Raw genomic sequence first — 20,020 nt, 5'->3', positions numbered from 1 at the left:
ATAGTTGACTAGGCAGCAGTATAGGCACAATTGCTTGCCGCGGCAAATGTTAATCGAACGGCAAAGCGCGCGCTGCGCGGTGCGAAAATCCCTCTCGGGGACAAGGTTTTGCGGTGTGTCGGGCCACGGCGCATTCGATCGCTTCGCCGGTTCACGGGCGGGGCTGGCGGGCCCGGTTTTGTCGCGTCGCGACGTGTCCGTCAGCTCTCGACATTCTCGCGTGCTATAATGTTAGGCTTTCCAAGCTGCAACAGCGCGCGCCCGTGAAAACGAGCGGGCGCGTTTGCGCGTTCAAACGATTTCCAGGTTTCTATGACCCGCGCCCTTCGCAATATCGCCATCATCGCTCACGTCGACCACGGCAAGACGACGCTCGTCGACCAACTGCTTCGCCAGTCCGGCACCTTCCGCGACAACCAGCAAGTCGCCGAGCGTGTGATGGACTCGAACGACATCGAAAAGGAGCGCGGGATCACGATTCTCGCGAAGAACTGCGCGGTCGAATACGAAGGCACGCACGTCAACATCGTCGACACCCCGGGCCACGCGGACTTCGGCGGTGAAGTCGAGCGCGTGCTGTCGATGGTCGACTCGGTGCTGCTGCTGGTCGACGCGGTCGAAGGCCCGATGCCGCAGACCCGCTTCGTCACGAAGAAGGCGCTGGCGCTCGGCCTGAAGCCGATCGTCGTCGTCAACAAGATCGACCGCCCGGGCGCGCGCATCGACTGGGTGATCAACCAGACCTTCGACCTGTTCGACAAGCTCGGCGCGACCGAGGAGCAGCTCGACTTCCCGATCGTCTACGCGTCGGGCCTGAACGGCTACGCGTCGCTCGACCCGGCCGCGCGCGAAGGCGACATGCGCCCGCTGTTCGAGGCGATCCTCGAGCACGTGCCGGTTCGCCCGGCCGATCCGGAAGCGCCGCTGCAGCTCCAGATCACGTCGCTCGACTATTCGACGTACGTCGGCCGGATCGGCGTCGGCCGCATCACGCGCGGCCGCATCAAGCCGGGTCAGCCGGTCGTGATGCGCTTCGGCCCGGAAGGCGACGTGCTGAACCGCAAGATCAACCAGGTGCTGTCGTTCAAGGGCCTTGAGCGCGTGCAGGTCGAATCGGCCGAAGCGGGCGACATCGTGCTGATCAACGGTATTGAAGACGTCGGCATCGGCGCGACGATCTGCGCGGTCGACACGCCGGAAGCGTTGCCGATGATCACCGTCGACGAACCGACGCTGACGATGAACTTCCTCGTCAACTCGTCGCCGCTCGCGGGCCGCGAAGGCAAGTTCGTGACGAGCCGCCAGATCCGCGACCGCCTGATGAAGGAGCTGAACCACAACGTCGCGTTGCGCGTGAAGGACACGGGCGACGAAACGGTGTTCGAAGTGTCGGGCCGCGGCGAGCTGCATCTGACCATTCTCGTCGAGAACATGCGCCGCGAAGGCTACGAGCTGGCCGTGTCGCGTCCGCGCGTCGTGATGCAGGAGATCGACGGCGTGCGTCACGAGCCGTACGAGCTGCTGACGGTCGACGTCGAGGACGAACACCAGGGCGGCGTGATGGAAGAACTCGGCCGCCGCAAGGGCGAAATGCTCGACATGGCGTCGGACGGCCGCGGCCGCACGCGTCTGGAATACAAGATCTCGGCACGTGGCCTGATCGGCTTCCAGAGCGAATTCCTGACGCTCACGCGCGGCACGGGCCTGATGAGCCACATCTTCGATTCGTACGCACCGGTCAAGGACGGCTCGGTCTTCGAGCGCCGCAACGGCGTGCTGATCTCGCAGGACGACGGCGCGGCCGTGGCCTACGCACTGTGGAAGCTGCAGGATCGCGGCCGCATGTTCGTGAAGCCGGGCGACGCGCTGTATGAGGGCATGATCATCGGCATCCACAGCCGCGACAACGACCTCGTCGTGAACCCGATCAAGGGCAAGCAGCTGACCAACGTGCGTGCGTCGGGTACCGACGAAGCCGTGCGTCTCGTGCCGCCGGTCCAGATGTCGCTCGAGTACGCGGTCGAATTCATCGACGACGACGAACTCGTGGAAGTGACGCCGCAGTCGATCCGCCTGCGCAAGCGCTTCCTGAAGGAGCACGAGCGTCGCCGCGCGAGCCGCGAAGGCGCGGTCGACTAAGCGTTCGACCGTTCGCTGCATCACGAAAAAGGCTGCCCGCGGGCAGCCTTTTTCGCATCTGCGCGACGCGCAACCGGATTACCTGCAAAACACTGTTCCCGCGGGTCGTGGCAATCCGGCAAAACCCCGTCGCGCGGTGCTTTCGGGCACATTTCGCCGTGAACTCCGGTATCGGTTCTGTGATATGCTGCGCGCACGCAAGTTTTAGGTCCTTCCAAGCAAGACTTGATTCGCAATCCGCTAAACGGTCAGGCCGTGTCGCGGAAGGTTGAGTAACCCGCTATTTCTCGAGAAGCTCGAAGAAAGGTGAGCGTAAAATGTCAGATGTAATGAAGCAGTTTCAGCTGAACTCCTATCTGTTCGGCGGCAATGCTTCGTACGTTGAAGAACTGTACGATGCATATCTCAACAATCCGGCGTCGGTGCCGGAGAACTGGCGAGAGTATTTCGACGCGCTGCAGAACGTGCCTGCAACGGACGGCTCGAATGCCAATGACGTCGCTCACTTCCCGATCGTCGAATCGTTCGCCGAGCGCGCGAAGGCCAATGCCTTCATCCCGCGCGAAAGCAGCACCAACCTGGCTGCCGCACGCAAGCAGGTTCACGTCCAGTCCCTCATCAGCGCGTATCGCTTCCTTGGCTCGCAATGGGCCAATCTGGATCCCCTGAAGCGCCGCGAACGTCCCGCCATTCCCGAGCTCGAACCCGCGTTCTACGACTTCTCCGAAGGCGATCTCGACCAGACGTACAGCGCAAGCAACCTGTATTTCGGTTTCGACCAGGCTTCGCTGCGCGATATCGTCAAGGGCCTGCGCGACACGTACTGCGGCACGATCGGCGCCGAATACATGTACATCAGCGATCCGGAACAGAAGCGCTGGTGGCAGGAGCGCCTGGAGTCGACCCGCGCGACGCCGAACTTCTCGATCGACGAGAAGAAGCACATCCTGAATCGCCTGACGGCCGCCGAAGGCCTCGAGCGATACCTGCACACCAAGTACGTCGGCCAGAAGCGCTTCTCGCTCGAAGGCGGCGAAAGCTTCATCGCGGCGATGGACGAAGTCGTCCAGCACGCGGGCAAGCGCGGCGTGCAGGAAATCATCATCGGCATGGCCCACCGCGGCCGTCTGAACGTGCTGGTCAACACGCTGGGCAAGATGCCGGCCGACCTGTTCGCCGAATTCGAAGGCAAGCACGTCGACGACCTGCCGGCCGGTGACGTGAAGTACCACAAGGGCTTCTCGTCGGACGTGTCGACGGAAGGCGGCCCGGTCCACCTGTCGCTCGCGTTCAACCCGTCGCACCTCGAAATCGTGAACCCGGTGGTCGAAGGTTCCGCGAAGGCGCGGATGGACCGCCGCGGCGACGAAGACGGCCTGCAGGTGCTGCCGGTGCAGATCCACGGCGACGCGGCCTTCGCGGGCCAGGGCGTCGTGATGGAAACGCTGAACCTCGCGCAGACGCGCGGCTACGGCACGCACGGCACGCTGCACATCGTCATCAACAACCAGATCGGCTTCACGACGTCCGACCCGCGCGATGCGCGCTCGACGCTGTACTGTACCGACGTCGTCAAGATGATCGAGGCGCCGGTGCTGCACGTGAACGGCGACGATCCGGAAGCCGTGATCCTCGCGACGCAGATCGCGATCGACTACCGGATGCAGTTCCACAAGGATGTCGTGATCGACATCGTCTGCTTCCGCAAGCTGGGTCACAACGAGCAGGACACGCCGGCGGTCACGCAGCCGCTGATGTACAAGAAGATCGCGCAGCACCCGGGCACCCGTGCGCTGTACGCCGAGAAGCTCGTGCAGCAGGGCGTGATCACCGCGGAAGACGCCGACAACTACGTGAAGGCGTACCGCAAGGCGATGGACGACGGTCACCACACGGTCGACCCGGTCCTGTCGAACTACAAGAGCAAGTACGCGGTCGACTGGGTGCCGTTCCTGAACCGCAAGTGGACCGATGCTGCCGATACGGCCGTGCCGCTCGCCGAACTGAAGCGCCTCGGCGAACGCATCACGACGGTCCCGGAAAACTTCAAGGTCCACCCGCTCGTCGAGCGCGTGATCAACGACCGCCGCAACATGGCGCGTGGCGACCAGCCGCTCGACTGGGGCATGGGCGAACACCTCGCATTCGCGTCGCTCGTCGCATCGGGCTACTCGGTGCGCCTGACGGGCCAGGACTCGGGCCGCGGCACGTTCACGCACCGTCACGCGGTGCTGCACGACCAGAATCGCGAGCGCTGGAACGACGGTACGTACGTGCCGCTGCAGAACATCGCCGAAGGTCAGGCGAAGTTCACGGTGATCGACTCGGTGCTGTCGGAAGAAGCGGTGCTGGGCTTCGAATACGGTTACTCGACCGCCGAGCCGAACACGCTCGTGCTGTGGGAAGCGCAGTTCGGCGACTTCGTCAACGGCGCGCAGGTCGTGATCGACCAGTTCATCTCGTCGGGCGAAGTGAAGTGGGGCCGCGTGTCGGGCCTCACGATGCTGCTGCCGCACGGCTATGAAGGGCAAGGTCCGGAACACTCGTCGACGCGTATCGAGCGTTTCCTGCAGCTGTGTGCCGATCACAACATGCAGGTCGTTCAGCCGACGACGCCGGCGCAGATTTTCCACCTGCTGCGCCGCCAAATGATCCGCCTGTTCCGCAAGCCGCTGATCGTCGCAACGCCGAAGTCGCTGCTGCGTCACAAGGAAGCCGTGTCGGACCTGTCGGAACTGGCGAAGGGTTCGTTCCAGCCGGTGCTGGGCGAAACCGACGGCGGCATCGACGCGAAGAAGGTCAAGCGCGTGCTGGTGTGCTCGGGCCGCGTGTATTACGACCTCGTCGCACATCGCCGCGAAGCGAAGGCGAACGACGTCGCGATCATCCGTATCGAGCAGCTGTATCCGTTCGCGCACAAGCAGTTCGAAGCCGAAATGAAGAAGTACGAGAACGCGACTGAAGTGGTCTGGGTGCAGGACGAGCCGCAGAACCAGGGCCCCTGGTTCTACGTCGAGCACCATCTGAAGGAAGGCATGAAGGAAGGGCAGAAGCTGGCATACAGCGGCCGTCCGGCTTCGGCCTCGCCGGCGGTTGGCTACTACGCGAAGCACTACGAGCAGCAGAAGGCCCTGATCGAAGGTGCTTTCGGCCGCCTGAAGAGCGCATCGATCGCGAAATAACCGACGGAAGCGAAACGGGAAGGCGCGCGGCGCTTTCCCGTCTCTTCCGGCCTGCCGGGCGCGTGGCGCGCCGCATCGGCCGAAGGAATCGCACGAACCTCGTCATACCCCAGATTAAGCATCCAGGAAAATCACATGGCTATCGTAGAAGTCAAAGTCCCCCAGCTTTCGGAGTCGGTTTCGGAAGCGACCATGCTGCAGTGGAAGAAGAAGCCGGGCGAAGCAGTCGCACAGGACGAAATCCTGATCGAACTCGAGACCGACAAGGTCGTGCTCGAAGTGCCGGCACCGGCAGCGGGCGTGCTCGCGCAAGTGCTGCAGAACGACGGTGACACGGTGGTTGCCGATCAAGTGATCGCGACGATCGACACCGAAGCGAAGGCAGGTGCCGCCGAAGCAGCGGCGGGCGCCGCCGAAGTCAAGCCGGCCGCCGCGCCTGCCGCGGCTGCACCGGCAGCCCAGCCGGCCGCCGCGACGGCATCGAGCTCGGCCGCCGCATCGCCGGCTGCATCGAAGCTGCTGGCCGAGAAGGGCCTGTCGGCGGGCGACGTCGCAGGTTCGGGCCGCGACGGCCGCGTCACGAAGGGCGACGCGCTGGCCGCAGGCAGCGCACCGAAGGCCGCTCCGGCCGCCGCACCGGCCAAGGCCGCTGCCGCGAAGCCGTCGCTGCCGGAAGTGAAAGTGCCGGCGTCGGCAACGACCTGGCTGAACGACCGTCCGGAGCAACGCGTGCCGATGTCGCGCCTGCGTGCGCGTATCGCCGAGCGTCTGCTCGAATCGCAGCAGACCAACGCGATCCTGACGACGTTCAACGAAGTCAACATGGCTCCGGTCATGGAGCTGCGCAACAAGTACAAGGACAAGTTCGAGAAGGAACATGGCGTGAAGCTCGGCTTCATGTCGTTCTTCGTGAAGGCGGCTGTTCACGCGCTGAAGAAGTTCCCGCTCGTGAACGCGTCGATCGACGGTAACGACATCGTCTACCACGGCTACTTCGACATCGGTATCGCCGTCGGCTCGCCGCGTGGCCTCGTGGTGCCGATCCTGCGCAACGCGGACCAGATGAGCCTCGCCGACATCGAAAAGAAGATCGCCGAATTCGGCCAGAAGGCGAAGGACGGCAAGCTGTCGATCGAGGAAATGACGGGCGGTACGTTCTCGATCTCGAACGGCGGCGTGTTCGGCTCGATGCTGTCGACGCCGATCATCAACCCGCCGCAGTCGGCCATCCTCGGCGTGCACGCGACGAAGGAGCGTCCGGTCGTCGAGAACGGCCAGATCGTGATCCGTCCGATCAACTACCTGGCGCTGTCGTACGACCACCGCATCATCGACGGTCGCGAAGCCGTGCTGTCGCTCGTCGCGATGAAGGATGCGCTGGAAGATCCGGCACGCCTGCTGCTCGACCTGTAAGCCGAGTCTCACTGCATCGACCCGCTCCGCGGGTTCGCGCACACGCGTGAACCCGCGGGCGTACAAGTAGAAAGGATTGTCATGTCCAAGGAATTTGACGTCGTCGTGATCGGCGCCGGCCCCGGCGGCTACATCGCCGCGATTCGCGCCGCGCAGCTCGGCAAGACCGTTGCCTGTATCGAGAAGTGGAAGAACCCGGCCGGCGCGCTGAAGCTCGGCGGCACCTGCCTGAACGTCGGCTGCATTCCGTCGAAGGCGCTGCTCGCCTCGTCGGAAGAGTTCGAGAACGCGTCGCATCACCTGGTCGACCACGGCATCACGGTCGACGGCGTGAAGATCGACGTCGCGAAGATGCTCGGCCGCAAGGATGCGATCGTCGAGAAAATGACGAGCGGGATCGAGTTCCTGTTCAAGAAGAACAAGATCACCTGGCTGAAGGGCCATGGCAAGTTCACCGGCAAGACCGACGCCGGCGTGCAGATCGAAGTGAGCGGCGAGGGTGAAACCGAAGTCGTCACCGCGAAGAACGTGATCATCGCGACGGGCTCGAAGGCGCGTCACCTGCCGGGCATCCCGGTCGACAACAAGATCGTGTCGGACAACGAAGGTGCGCTGACGTTCGACTCGGTGCCGAAGAAGCTCGCCGTGATCGGCGCAGGCGTGATCGGCCTCGAGCTCGGCTCGGTGTGGCGTCGCCTCGGTGCCGAAGTGACGGTGCTCGAAGCGCTGCCGGCATTCCTCGGCGCCGCCGACGAAGCGCTCGCGAAGGAAGCGGCCAAGCTGTTCAAGAAGCAAGGTCTCGACATCCATCTCGGCGTGAAGATCGGCGAAGTGAAGACGACCGCGAACGGCGTGTCGATCGCCTACACCGACAAGGACGGCAACGCGCAGACGCTCGACGCCGACCGCCTGATCGTGTCGGTCGGCCGTGTGCCGAACACCGACAACCTCGGCCTCGAGGCGATCGGCCTGAAGGCGAACGAGCGCGGCTTCATCGACGTGGACGACCACTGCCGTACGGCGGTGCCGAACGTGTACGCGATCGGCGACGTGGTGCGCGGCCCGATGCTCGCGCACAAGGCGGAAGACGAAGGCGTGCTGGTCGCGGAAGTGATCGACGGCCAGAAGCCGCACATCGACTACAACTGCATTCCGTGGGTGATCTACACGTACCCGGAAATCGCGTGGGTCGGCAAGACGGAGCAGCAGCTGAAGGCGGAAGGCCGCGAGATCAAGTCGGGCAAGTTCCCGTTCTCGATCAACGGCCGCGCACTCGGCATGAACGCGCCGGACGGTTTCGTGAAGATGATCGCGGATGCGAAGACCGACGAGCTGCTCGGCGTGCACGTGATCGGCGCGAACGCGTCGGACCTGATCGCGGAAGCGGTGGTGGCGATGGAATTCAAGGCGGCGTCGGAAGACATCGCCCGCATCTGCCATCCGCACCCGTCGATGTCGGAAGTGATGCGCGAAGCGGCGCTCGCCGTCGACAAGCGCTCGCTAAACAGCTGAGCATGGTGTAGCGCCTGTCGGCCATCGACCGGCGCAGCCGTCTCTTGACGAAGGCGGGCGGGGTTTCCCGCTCGCCTTCGTTCTTTCCGGTTTGCCCGATGAACGTCACCGAATACTACACGCGCGAACTGACCACGCGCGGCTATCAGTCCGATCCCGCCCAGCGCGCGGCCGTCGATCGCCTGCAGCGTTGCTTCGACGAGTGGGTCGAATACAAGGCGCGCCGCTCGAACGCGTTCAAGAAGCTGATCAATCACCCGGATCTCCCGCGCGGCGTCTACATGTGGGGCGGGGTGGGCCGCGGCAAGAGCTTCCTGATGGACAGCTTCTACGCCGTCGTGCCCGTGCAGCGCAAGACGCGCCTGCATTTCCACGAGTTCATGCGCGAAGTGCACCGCGAGCTCGAGGAACTGAAAGGGCAGGCCGATCCGCTCGACGAACTCGCGCGGCGCATCGCGAAGCGCTACCGGCTGATCTGCTTCGACGAATTCCACGTGTCGGACATCGCGGACGCGATGATCCTGTACCGTCTGCTCGACCGCCTGTTCAACAACGGCGTGCAGTTCGTGATGACGTCCAACTACGATCCCGACGACCTGTATCCGGACGGCCTGCATCGCGACCGCATGCTGCCGGCGATCGCGCTGATCAAGGACAAGCTCGACGTGCTGAACGTCGACGCGGGCGTCGACTACCGTCAGCGCACGCTCGCACAGGTGAAGATGTATCACACGCCGCTCGGTGCGGACGCCGATCGCGAACTGCGTCATGCGTTCGGCAAGCTCGCGGCGGTACCCGACGAAAGCCCGATCCTGCATATCGAGAAGCGCGAGCTGAAGGCGCTGCGCAAGGCGGACGGCGTCGTCTGGTTCGACTTCGCGACGCTGTGCGGCGGCCCGCGATCGCAGAACGACTATCTCGAGCTGGCGAGCCGCTTCCATGCGATCGTGTTGTCCGAGGTGCCGCAGATGTCGCCGCGGATGGCGTCCGAGGCGCGACGCTTCACGTGGCTCATCGACGTGCTGTACGACCACAAGGTCAAGCTGCTGATGTCGGCGGCGGTGCCGGCGGAGGCGTTGTACGTCGAAGGCCCGATGGCCAACGAATTCGCGCGCACGGTGTCGCGAATCGTCGAGATGCAGTCGAAGGAGTATCTCGAAACGCCGCGTCGCATCGTCGATACGTCGCTGACCTGATTGCGTCGTCCGGGTAATCGACGGGATTCAAACGTCAATTCCGGTCAAATTCGCGCAATCTCGGGGTATTTTCGGATTTGTCTTATATTCATCGTTGAGGTGAGCCGATATCGTTGTGTCATGGTTACCAAGGCTGGAGATGTCCATGACACCGTATCGCGATCTGACCGACCACGAGTGGCGCTGTGTTGCGCCGCTTCTGCCCGAAATGCAGCCGCGCACCGAGTTGCGCGGTCGTCCGTTAGCCAATACGCGCGCCGTCCTGAACGGCGTGCTTTGGGTGATCTACAGCGGCGCAACGTGGTCTGCCATACCGCGCCGTTACCCGTCGTATCAAACTTGCCATCGCCGCTTCAAGGTCTGGCACGAGACGGGCACGCTGTTGAACGTGATGCGTGAACTCTACGGCGATTCGGGCGTGAATCTGTGCAATGAATTGTCCGCACGGATGCGCAAGCACACGCAATCGAAGGCGGCGGAGGCGCGTAGCAATGCGGTACCCGCGTATCGCACACCGGGCTCCTACGCGCCCGACTCGCTGAAGCATGCGGCGTGATGCGGATCGGTTTCCGTCACGCCCGCACCCAAAGAAAATCGGCCTGACGACTTCGTCGCAGGCCGATTTTTCATTGCGCCGCGCGAGTCGGCAGCGTGCTGCGTTATTGCTGGCGAACCCAGGTCTGCGACCGGCCGAGCAGCGATACGCCGATGTAACCGCGCACCACGAGTTTCTGGCCGCCGTCTTCAAGCGTCATCTTGCACTTGTAGACCTTGCCGTTTTCCGGGTCGAGGATGTTGCCGCCGTCCCAGTGGTCGCCTTCCTTCTTCATCGCCTTGATGATCGTCATGCCCTTGATGAGCTGATCCTTGCGCTCGTCCGTGCAGGCGGTGCAGCGGCGATCGGGCGTATCGTTCGCGCCGAGGCCCTTGACGACCTTGCCCGTCAGCGCACCGTCGCCGTCTTCGGCGATCTGCACGAGTGCCTTCGGCTGATGGGTGTTGTCGTCGATCGTCTGCCACATGCCGATGGGGCTGTCGGCCTGTGCGAACGTGGGGGCTGCGCAGGCGAGCAGTGCACCGGCAACGGCGATTGCACGCAACGGGCGAGTCAGTTGAATCATTGTCATCCTCCTTGTTTTGCATGTCGTGTTCATTCGCCCGCACGACCGTCTGCATGGGGCGGGCATGTTGCGAGCTTCGCCAGAATACGTGAAACCGCGTGCCACGTTTGATAGAGGGGACTCTAATCGAAACAGCCCGCGTGAAGCGGGCTGTTTGGTGTCCGATCAGTTGAGCTGATACGAGAAGGCCGCGTTGATGCGCGGGCTGCGCGACGCGCTTTCGACGGGTGCGTCGCCGATCGGCTTCGCGATGTTCAGGTCGAGACTGTAGAAGCGGCTGTCCGTGAATCGCACGCCGATGCCGACCGACGACATGCGGTTTGGTGACGGCGTGCCCGAATGCAGGTATACGCGCGCCATGTCGTAGGCGACGTACGGCGTGATCGATTTCAGATACGTCCAGCCCGGCGTGAAGCCGCGATTGACCTCCAGCGACATCCCCCAGCCCGAGTCACCTGACGCTTCGCCAGGCTGATAACCGAGCGCGTAGCGCGTCGAGCCGAACGAGATCTGTTCGGACGTTGGCAGCGAGTCGGGACTGTATTGACCGGTCAGCGAAACCGATGTGCCGATTCGGAACGGCCATTCGTTGGTTTGCGTGAAAGTCGCCCCCGTGCGAACGAAGGTCAGCGAAATCGGGCTGTCCACCGAGGTCGTTGTCGTGCCGACGGTGATGTCCTGCGACTTCGACGCGCCGAGAATGTTGAAACCCTTCGCGACGTTGACGCTCAGCTTTTGGACCTGCTTCGGCTGGACGCTCGTGTAGTCGAGCTGCATCTGCAGCACGCGGACCTGCGAGCGCGTATCGAGGCTCGCACCGTTGATCTGGTTCTGGTAGCGATCCTCGTTGTGCGATGCGTAGCCCGACACGGTGCCGAGCAGGCTGCGCTGATTATTCAACAAGATCGGATAGGATGCCGAAAGACCAAGCTTCTCGTTCTTGACCGTACGCTGCACGTACGACGGCAACCCCGGATTGTCGGTCGGCTTGCCGCGATACGTACTTGCATCGAGGCGCGTGATCAGGCCGCTGCTGCCGACGGGCACCGCGCCGCTGAACGCGAAGTAGGTCTGCTTGTCGCGTCCCGGCGGCGCGAGCGCCGAGATGCTCAGCTGCTCGCCGAATCGCGTGAGGCCGTTTTCGGTCGCGGTGATCAGGCCCTGGACGCCCGGGTGGTTGAAGTCGATGCCGGTGCTGACGTTGAACGGCTTGCGGTCGACCGCGAGTTCGAGCGTCGTGGCGCCGTCGGTGGTTTGCGGCGGCGGGACGTTCGCCTTCACCGTGAGGCCGGGCAGCAGGCCGAACGTGTTGACGTAGCGCTCGAACGTCGCGCGGCGCAGCGGGCGATCGTCGGTGATGTGCGCGGCGATCGCGCGGATCTTCGGTTCCATCGCACCGGGCTTGCCGGTGACCTTGACGTCCGACACGTAGCCTTCGACTACCGTGATGCGCACGACGCCGTTCTCGAACGTCTGCGCGGGAACGAACGCGAACGACAGCGCGTAGCCGCGCTCCTGGTACAGCTTCGTCACGCCGTTCGCGGTTTCGATCAGGTCGCCGATCGTGATGTCCTTGCCGACGAGGGGCGTGAAGCGACGCGAGATTTCCTCGAACGGCACCGACTTCACGCCTTCGACCTGAAACGTCGACGGCGTCAGGTGGCGCGACAGTAGCTCCTGCAGTTGCGGCGCTTGCGGTGCGACCTGCACGGTAACGTTCGGGCCGGTCTTCGGTGCGTTGATCTGCGGAAGGGAGTCGAGCGGGTTACCGCCGACGCGCGATTGTGCATGTGCCGTGCTTGCCGCCGTGACGGCGAGCAGCATCATCATCCATCTGTCGAGTCTGGATTTCATTGTTCTTCCTCGTAGGCCTTGCTTTTCGTCTTCTTTGTAATGCCGGCGCGCGACACCAGGGTGTCGCGCGCCGCGTGCCGCCATGCCGGTTGTGTATGTACGACCGCGCCATTCGCTCCGGCTGCGATGGTGCGACCGTCGTCCTTACTTGCCAACGCTACCCAGCGTGCCAAGCAACCCCGTTACCGGTGCCAGCAGGCCCGTCGAACCGCTGCCCGACGATGCCGTACCCGTGACACTGCCGACCAGCGACGTGACCGGCGCGAGCGGGCTCGCACCACCCGATCCTGCTGCACCGCCCACTGCTCCGGTGACAGTATTCAGCAAACCGGTGACGGGCGCGAGAGGGTTTGCACTGCCTGCGCCGCCCGTTGCGCCACCGAGCGTGCCGGTGACCGTCGACACGAGATTCGTGACGGGGGAGAGCGGGCCGCCGCTGCCGCCTGCCGCGCCGCCCAGTGCGCCGGTGACCGTCGACACGAGGCCCGTGACAGGCGCGAGCGGGCCGCTGCCCGAGCCGCCGGTTGCGCCGCCGATTGCGCCCGTGAGCGAGCCCAGCGGCGTCGAGCCGAGACCGGACAGCAGGCCGCCGAGCGGGTTCGTCGAGCCGGAACCCGACGACGTGCCGTTCTGGACGGTCGCCGTCGAGCCGCCGACGAGGCTCGTGATCAGGCCGGGGATCGGTGCGGCGCCGTTCGGGCCGTTCGGGTTGACGAGGCCGCCCGTGTTGGTCACCGTGTTGCCGACCGCGGTCACGAGTTGACCGACGTCGCCGACGAGCGGCTGGCTCGACGTGCCGCCGACTTGCTTGCCCGCCGAGCTGATCGCGCCGCCGATCTGGCCGAGCAGGCCGGAGACGGGTTGGCCGAGGCCGGTCGTCGTGCCGACCTGTTGCGTGACCTGGCCGGCCGTGATCACGAGCGGCGTGATCGCCGAGCTGATCGGTTGCGTGACCTGCTGGACGGCGCCCGACGACAGCGTCGAGCCGATCGTCGTGCCGGCGGCCGTCAGGCCGTTGGCGACCGTGTCGAGCACGGTGCCGACCGGCGTCGTGACGGGGGCGAGCGGCGCGAGCGGACCCGTGCCGAGCGCCTTGACCGTCGAGCTCAGGCCGGACACCGTGTTGCTCGTCGCGCCGACGACATTGCCGAGGCCGGCAACCGTCGTGCCGACCGGATCCTTCGTCGAGCCGATCTGTCCCAGCCCGTTGCTCACGGCATCGGCGGCCGCACCGATGATCGTGCCGGTGCTGGACAGCGTGCTGCCGACACCCTTCGTCACGCCGTCGCCGAGGCCCGGCAGGCTGATGTTGCCGACCGTGCTGCCGAGGTCGCTGGCCGTCTGGCCGACCGTGCTGACGACACCCTTGGTGCCGGTGGACGAGCCACTGGTGCCGCTGGTGCCGGACGTGCCGCTCGTGCTCGGATTGTTGTTGTTATTGCTGCTGCTCGGCGGCGAGCTGACGCCGCCGCCGCCGCACGCGGCCAGCAGGCAGGCCGCGGCGAAGGCGGTGAGGGGCGCACGCCACTGGCGCAGGGCGGCCGTCGTGATGGAACGTTGCTGGGACATGATGGACTCCTCGCTGTCTTTTCGATGAATGGATGTCGGATTACTTGCCGTGCGTGCCGCCGAGCAGGCCGCCGATCAGCGACGTGACAGGCGCGAGCGGGTTCGACGACGAGCCCGAGTTCGTGACCGCACCCGTGCCGCCGCTCAGTGCCGGTACGCCGACCGAACTGGTGACCGTCGAGACGGCATTCGTCACCGGGGCGAGCGGGCTGCTGCCGCCTGCGCTGCCGGCCACGCCGCCAAGCGCACCCGTGACTGCACCGAGGAGACCCGTGACCGGGGCGAGCGGACCGCCGCTCGTTCCGCCCGTTGCACCGCCGAGCGCACCCGTGACCGTCGAGACGAGACCGGTAACCGGTGCGAGCGGGCCGCTGCCGCCGCCTGCTGCGCCGCCGAGTGCGCCGGTGACCGTGGAGACGAGGCCGGTAACCGGTGCGAGCGGGCCGCTGCCGCCACCCGTTGCACCGCCGAGTGCGCCGGTGACCGTGGAGACGAGGCCGGTAACCGGTGCGAGCGGGCCGCTGCCGCCACCCGTTGCACCGCCGAGTGCGCCGGTGACCGTGGAGACGAGGCCGGTGACCGGTGCGAGCGGGCCGCTGCCGCCACCCGTTGCGCCGCCGAGTGCGCCGGTAACCGTGGAGACGAGGCCCGTGAGCGGGGCGAGCGGGTTGGTCACGCCGCCGGTGCCGCCCGTGAGCAGGCCGCCGACGGCCTTCACGGTATTGCCCGTCGCCGAGACGGTGTTGCCGAGGCCTGTCGTGACCGGATTGCCGCCCGTCGACGCGAGCAGTGCGCCGGCCTGGTTCAGCCCGTTGCCGATCGTGCCGAGCAGCGTGTTGACCGGTGCGCCGAGGCCGGTGGCCGTGCCGATCGTCTGGGTCGTCTGGCCGACCATCGTCGTGATCGGCGTGATGGCCGAGCTGACCGTCTGCGTGACTTGCTGGATCGGGCCGGTCGACAGCGCATTGGTGAGGGTCGTGCCGCCGTTCGATACGGCGCCGCCGAGCGTCGACACGAGGCCGCCGACGGCACCCGTGACCGGTGCGAGTGGCGACAGCGGGCCGCTGCCGAGGCTCGTGACCAGTTTGCCGGTGTCCGTGACTGCGCCGCCCAGCTGGTTGACGACGCCTCCCGTGCTGGCGAGCGTGGTGCCGAGCGGATCCTTCGTTGCGCCGAGCTGGCCGAGACCGTTGCCGAGGCCGTTGCCGAGTGCGGTCACCGCGCCGCCGACGCTTTGCACGATGCCGCCTGCGGCTTGCGTGGTGGCCGGGTTGACGCCCGGCAGCGACTGGCTGCCGATGACCGAGCCGAGACCGGAGACGGTACTGCCGACACCCGTGACGATATTGCTGCTGCTTGCGAGGACCTGTCCCACCGCGTTCGACGACACACCCGACGTGCCCGACGTGCCCGACGTACCGCTCGTGCCCGAGGTTCCGCTGGTACCGGAGGTGCCGCTCGTGCCCGAGGTGCCGCTGGTGCCGGAGGTACCGCTCGTGCCCGAGGTTCCGCTGGTGCCGGAGGTACCGCTCGTGCCCGAGGTGCCGCTCGTGCCGGAGCTGCCGCCACCCGACGTCGAGATCGTGTCACCGCCGCCCGAGCTCGAGCCGCCGCCGAGCCCCTGGCTGATCGAACCGGAACCGCCGCACGCGGAGAGGGAAAGCATGGCTGCAACGGTGGCCGCGATCAGAGTCGTCCGGAACACGCCATGAGGGATAACCTTGATGTCCATTTCTTCCTCGCATTAAAAATGTGTTGTGAACTGCGTTGTGTTGAGTGGTGCGAGGACTACTCTGCAACTGTCGTGCCATTTCGATGCCCGGCAGGTCTACAACCGGTTTTAAACGACGCAATTCCTTGTCGGGAAAGGAAGTCGAGGAGATTGAAAGATTGTTGAATCTGTTTAAGTGCAGATGAATGAGAACGGTTTCGGCCGTTTCGTAACGTAACGTCACAACATTGGCGTTACGCGTGCGGCGTAACGTGGGTGGCGAGCGAGCTTGATGGACGAGGCAATTGTTTTACTGGTGGATTAGGCGTGCACATCTAACCTATCGTAAATCCTATGTGTAAGTCGTACCGAAACGCCGTACAAATACGCTGTGCTCCTGAAGATTTTTTCCGACAGAGTCGTTAAAAGAGGTTGGAACTTAAATAGGATCGGATATAGAATCCGGAGCAGATGTAAGCAAATGTACGGTTCGGTACACAACGTTCGAGGAGGGTCACTATCGCGAATGTTAACTTGCATCAAATTGTGAGCAATGCCCTTCGGGGCGACCTATAAAGAAAGCGCACCCGGTTGTCGTTGCAGCAGATGTGGCGAACGAGCGGGGCAAAGCGGCCAGATATGCGGGGACGTATACGTATAAAAGGCCAGAAAACGTAAATACAGGCACGAGGAATAAAATGAAAGCAATCATCAAGCGTTTCCTTTCGGAAGAAAACGGGGTTACCGCAGTCGAGTATGGACTCATTGCCGGACTTATCGCAGTCGCTCTCGTCAGTGCCATGTCCACGCTGACGGGTGGCATCTCGGGGGCGTTCAGCTACATCGCGAGCAAGTTGCCGGCGGCATAACGAACGAGCTTTCGCTCAATTCCCTGCTGATAGGGGCGCGGGTTGCTTCGGCAATCCGCGTAGGTAAGTTTTGCCGCTCGGGGCGTAAATGATCCTGCTAACTGGCGTCGGGGTTTTCCTCGCGTGGGCGGTACTCGTCGCGCTCGAGGATATTCGTCACAGGCGTATACCGAATTCACTGGTGATCGGTGGGTTCGTGGCTGCATTTGTGCTCTCCGGACACAACCCGTTCGGCATATCGGTAAATCAGGCGCTCGTCGGCGTACTGATTGGCCTCATCAGTCTTTTCCCATTTTTCGTGCTGCGCGTAATGGGTGCTGCGGATGTCAAGGTATTCGCGGTACTGGGCGCGTGGTGTGGTGCCCATGCGCTGTTGTGGCTTTGGATCGTGGCGAGCCTGCTCGCGTTTGCCCATGCCGGCACGCTGATCGTTGCCACCCGTACGCCGGTGTCTGCGCTGTGGCAGCGACGTGCTCCGACGATGGAGATTGCCGGTTTCCGCGCGTCGCCGTATGCCGCCTTTCTCGTGATTCCGGCGGCGTTGTGGTGCGTGTACCGGATCGCGACCGGGGGAATTCAATGACGTTCTCTCGTCTCGCGTCAGGAATCCGGCGTCGCGAGCGTGGCGCGACGGCTATTGAATTTGCGTTGATGCTGCCGGTGTTCTTTCTGATCCTGTACGCGATCATCACGTACGGAATGATCTTCGCCGCGCAGCAAAACCTGACGCTTGCGGCAACCGAGGGCGCTCGCGCCGCGCTGAATTATCAGCAGGTTGGGGCGGCTGCGTCGGTGCCGGCGGCGCAGCAAGCCGCGCTTGCGGCGCGGGCGCAGGCCGCCTGCACGGCCGCAACGAACCTCACTACGTGGCTGAAAGGGGCGACATGCACGCCGACGCAGCAAGGTAGCTGTTCATACGACACGACGATGCTGTGCGTGCAGATTACGCTGACCTATCCGTATTCGCAAAACCCGCTGGTCCCGCCGTTTCCGCTGCTCGGCTCGCTGTTGCCGGTGCCGTCGGCGCTCGTCGGAACCGCGATGGTGCAGATCAGCCCGGTCAACATCTTATAGATGGAAGCGATGGTGCCGGGTCGAGAACGCCTGGCCGGCAACGTCGCACGAAGAATTCAATCGTGAGTAGCGGGGAAGCATAACAACACCATGGCCAACAACCTGACGAAGATCATTGCGGGCTTGCTGATCGCGATCGCGGTCCTGCTCGGCGTCTATGCGTGGATGCTCGGCCGCAAGCCGGCCGACGTCGCGCCGGTTGCCGCGACGGTGGCGACGCAAAGCGTGCCCGTCGTTGTGGCGACCCGGCCATTGCAGGCCGGCCAGCCGATTCCGGCCGATGCGTTGAAGATTCAACAGTCGACGGCCGCGCCAAAGGGTGCGTTTGCCGATCCGCTGCAACTGGTTGGCCGCATTCCCGCTGCCGACATTCCCGCGCAGGCGGCCGTCGTTGCAAGCGCACTGTCCTCCGGCCTTGCCGAGCAGATCGCGCCGGGAGAACGCGCCGTCGCGATCAAGGTCGACGAGACCAACGCGGTTGGCAACCGGGTGCGGCCCGGCAACTATGTCGACGTGTTCCTGAACCTGAAACGCGATGGGACTGGCGTGGCGATTGGCGGGACGTCGACGGCCGAGATCGTGAATACCCAGGCTCGATTGCTGATGTCGAAGGTCCGCGTGCTGTCGTTTGGCGATGCCACAACCGAGCGGGACAGCTCAAACGGTTCCGTGGTCGGGATACGGACCGCGGTGCTGGCAGTGCCGACCGCGCAGGTGGATGCGCTGACGCTTGCCGAACAGAGCGGCCGGATCGTCCTCGCGCTTCGCAGCCCGCGCGACGACGATGTCGCGACGCAGACCGTCGCGGTCCGTGTGGGTGACGACAAGAGTCCGTCAGCGCTCGCCGCAGCCGGCGTGATGCTGGGTGAGTTGTCGAAGAGCGCGACGGCGCCGGCCCCGCGTGCGGTGGTGCGGGCAGCCACGCGGCATGCGGGCGGTGGCAGCATCGAAGTGATTCGGGGTGGGCGGGCCGAGACGGTCGCCTATTGAGCGGGACGAAGACGACAACCAGAGAAGGGGGGCGGATCGATGCCTCCAAAACAATGAAAAAGAAACTGATTGGATTGGCTATTGCATTGAGCGCGCTGGCAATGCCGCCGCTGTCGGACGCGGCCGACACGAGCGGGACGATCAGCCTTGCGGTCGGCGCACAACGGCAGCTTGCAATGGGGCACACGCTGCAGCGGGTTGCGATTGGTGATCCGTCGGTCGCCGATGTGCTTGTCGTGAAGGGTGGGCGCGGCGGCGTGTTGCTCGTCGCGAAGAATGCCGGGTCGACGAATGTGATGATCTGGGAGCGTGGCCGTGACGAACCGACCGTCTACAACGTGAATGTCACGAGTGGTGCCGCGCGTGCACTGCTTGACGGTGCATCGCCGAGCGTGAATACGTATGGCGGCACGACGGTGATCGGCGGCGCGTCCGGGACCCTCGACGGGCATCAGCGGGCGGTTCATGCAGCGAAGACAGTCAGCGGCAAGGACGGGACGACGCTTGATGCGTCGACGATTTCCGGCAAGAACGTCGTGCAGGTTGACGTGCGTGTCGTTGAATTCAGCCGTTCGGTGCTGAAGCAGGCGGGTCTCAACTTCTTCAAGCAGAGCAACGGTTTTTCGTTCGGTGCATTCGCGCCGACGGGGCTGACGTCGATTACCGGTACGCCGGGCGGCTCGCTTACATACAATACGAACGTGCCGATTTCTTCTGCGTTCAACCTCGTCGTCAACTCGGTGTCGCATGGGCTGTTCGCGGATCTGTCGATTCTTGAGGCGAACAATCTTGCCCGCGTGCTTGCCCAGCCTACGCTTGTCGCGTTGTCCGGCCAGAGTGCGAACTTCCTCGCGGGCGGAGAAATTCCGGTGCCGGTGCCGCAATCGCTCGGCACGATTTCCATCGAGTGGAAACCTTATGGTGTTGGGCTCACTGTCACGCCGACCGTGCTGAACCCGCGGCGGATCGCGCTGAAGGTCGCACCCGAGTCGAGCCAGCTCGACTTCGTGCATTCGATCACGATCAACGGAATCCAGGTGCCCGCGCTGACAACGCGACGTGCGGACACAACCGTCGAACTTGGCGATGGCGAAAGCTTCGTCATCGGCGGCCTGGTCGACCGGGAGACGACGTCCAACGTCAACAAGGTGCCGTTCCTGGGTGATCTGCCCATCATCGGCGCGTTTTTCAAGAATCTGAGTTACCAGCAGAACGACAAGGAACTCGTGATCATCGTTACGCCGCACCTCGTCGCACCGATTGCGCAAGGCGCATCGCTGCCGGCGACGCCGGGCGAACTGTCCGAGCAGCGCGATGCTCCCGTGTGGCGTTCTTATCTGGGCGGCATGGCGTCGCCAGACGCAGGACCGGGGTTCTCGAAATGAGCGCG

15 protein-coding genes are annotated in these 20,020 nt (G+C 64.2%); 11 read left to right on the top strand and 4 right to left on the bottom strand.

The features are described 5' to 3' along the window. Nucleotides 1-312 precede the first annotated feature (312 nt). The 6 genes from typA (at nt 313) to HWX00_RS04070 (ending at nt 9,998) form a co-directional block, all read left to right on the top strand. Entirely contained in the window at nt 313-2,139 is a 1,827-nt protein-coding gene (gene typA / locus HWX00_RS04095) for a translational GTPase TypA (protein WP_006490690.1), read from the top strand. Between the two features lie 317 nt (nt 2,140-2,456). After that, nucleotides 2,457-5,321 carry a 2-oxoglutarate dehydrogenase E1 component gene (locus HWX00_RS04090; protein WP_034190136.1) on the top strand — a complete coding sequence of 955 codons (2,865 nt, stop codon included), beginning with the start codon at nt 2,457-2,459 and terminating at the stop codon, nt 5,319-5,321. A gap of 135 nt (nt 5,322-5,456) precedes the next feature. Further along, the gene (gene odhB, locus HWX00_RS04085; protein WP_034190135.1) at nt 5,457-6,734 is read left to right on the top strand and encodes a 2-oxoglutarate dehydrogenase complex dihydrolipoyllysine-residue succinyltransferase; all 1,278 of its coding nucleotides are present in this window, start codon (nt 5,457-5,459) and stop codon (nt 6,732-6,734) included. An 81-nt stretch (nt 6,735-6,815) separates the two neighbouring features. Next, complete coding sequence (lpdA, locus tag HWX00_RS04080) at nt 6,816-8,246, top strand: dihydrolipoyl dehydrogenase (RefSeq protein WP_124608014.1); 1,431 nt, start codon at nt 6,816-6,818, stop codon at nt 8,244-8,246. A 98-nt stretch (nt 8,247-8,344) separates the two neighbouring features. Beyond that, a complete protein-coding gene (gene zapE / locus HWX00_RS04075) occupies nt 8,345-9,442 on the top strand; it encodes a cell division protein ZapE (RefSeq protein WP_034190133.1) in 1,098 nt (365 codons plus the stop codon). Nucleotides 9,443-9,587: 145 nt separating this feature from the next. After that, entirely contained in the window at nt 9,588-9,998 is a 411-nt protein-coding gene (locus tag HWX00_RS04070) for a transposase (RefSeq protein WP_175026999.1), read from the top strand. Between the two features lie 103 nt (nt 9,999-10,101). Here the strand turns inward: HWX00_RS04070 and HWX00_RS04065 are convergent, their stop codons facing one another. The 4 genes from HWX00_RS04065 to HWX00_RS04050 all read right to left on the bottom strand — a co-directional run bounded on the left by HWX00_RS04065 (nt 10,102) and on the right by HWX00_RS04050 (nt 15,718). Next, a complete protein-coding gene (locus tag HWX00_RS04065) occupies nt 10,102-10,563 on the bottom strand; it encodes a DUF2147 domain-containing protein (RefSeq protein ID WP_034190131.1) in 462 nt (153 codons plus the stop codon). Nucleotides 10,564-10,728: 165 nt separating this feature from the next. Further along, nucleotides 10,729-12,417 (bottom strand): ShlB/FhaC/HecB family hemolysin secretion/activation protein, encoded by a 1,689-nt coding sequence (locus HWX00_RS04060; protein ID WP_175026998.1) that lies wholly within the window; start codon nt 12,415-12,417, stop codon nt 10,729-10,731. Between the two features lie 144 nt (nt 12,418-12,561). Continuing rightward, entirely contained in the window at nt 12,562-13,986 is a 1,425-nt protein-coding gene (locus HWX00_RS04055; RefSeq protein WP_175026997.1) for a collagen-like triple helix repeat-containing protein, read from the bottom strand. A gap of 40 nt (nt 13,987-14,026) precedes the next feature. Continuing rightward, entirely contained in the window at nt 14,027-15,718 is a 1,692-nt protein-coding gene (locus tag HWX00_RS04050) for a collagen-like triple helix repeat-containing protein (protein WP_175868089.1), read from the bottom strand. Between the two features lie 677 nt (nt 15,719-16,395). On the opposite strand from HWX00_RS04050, the gene HWX00_RS04045 reads away from it, so the two are divergent. From HWX00_RS04045 to HWX00_RS04025, 5 genes are all read left to right on the top strand, one after another. After that, nucleotides 16,396-16,566, top strand: coding sequence for a Flp family type IVb pilin (locus HWX00_RS04045; protein ID WP_049032155.1), 171 nt, complete (start codon nt 16,396-16,398; stop codon nt 16,564-16,566). 88 nt (nt 16,567-16,654) lie between these two features. Further along, nucleotides 16,655-17,149, top strand: a complete 495-nt coding sequence (locus HWX00_RS04040; RefSeq protein WP_049032156.1) for an A24 family peptidase — start codon at nt 16,655-16,657, stop codon at nt 17,147-17,149. Next, nucleotides 17,146-17,640: a TadE/TadG family type IV pilus assembly protein gene (locus HWX00_RS04035; protein ID WP_049032157.1), complete on the top strand. Its 495-nt coding sequence runs from the start codon at nt 17,146-17,148 to the stop codon at nt 17,638-17,640. Before HWX00_RS04040 ends, HWX00_RS04035 begins: the two co-directional genes overlap by 4 nt. 90 nt (nt 17,641-17,730) lie before the next feature. Continuing rightward, entirely contained in the window at nt 17,731-18,630 is a 900-nt protein-coding gene (gene cpaB, locus HWX00_RS04030) for a Flp pilus assembly protein CpaB (protein WP_049032158.1), read from the top strand. A 53-nt stretch (nt 18,631-18,683) separates the two neighbouring features. Beyond that, nucleotides 18,684-20,015: a type II and III secretion system protein family protein gene (locus tag HWX00_RS04025; protein WP_124669120.1), complete on the top strand. Its 1,332-nt coding sequence runs from the start codon at nt 18,684-18,686 to the stop codon at nt 20,013-20,015. Nucleotides 20,016-20,020: the final 5 nt, after the last annotated feature.

The sequence above is a fragment of the Burkholderia seminalis DSM 23518 genome, from assembly GCF_902832885.1.
GTDB lineage: Bacteria > Pseudomonadota > Gammaproteobacteria > Burkholderiales > Burkholderiaceae > Burkholderia > Burkholderia seminalis.
Note: the sequence above shows the minus strand (reverse complement) of the source record. Positions and strands in the feature narration are given on the sequence as shown.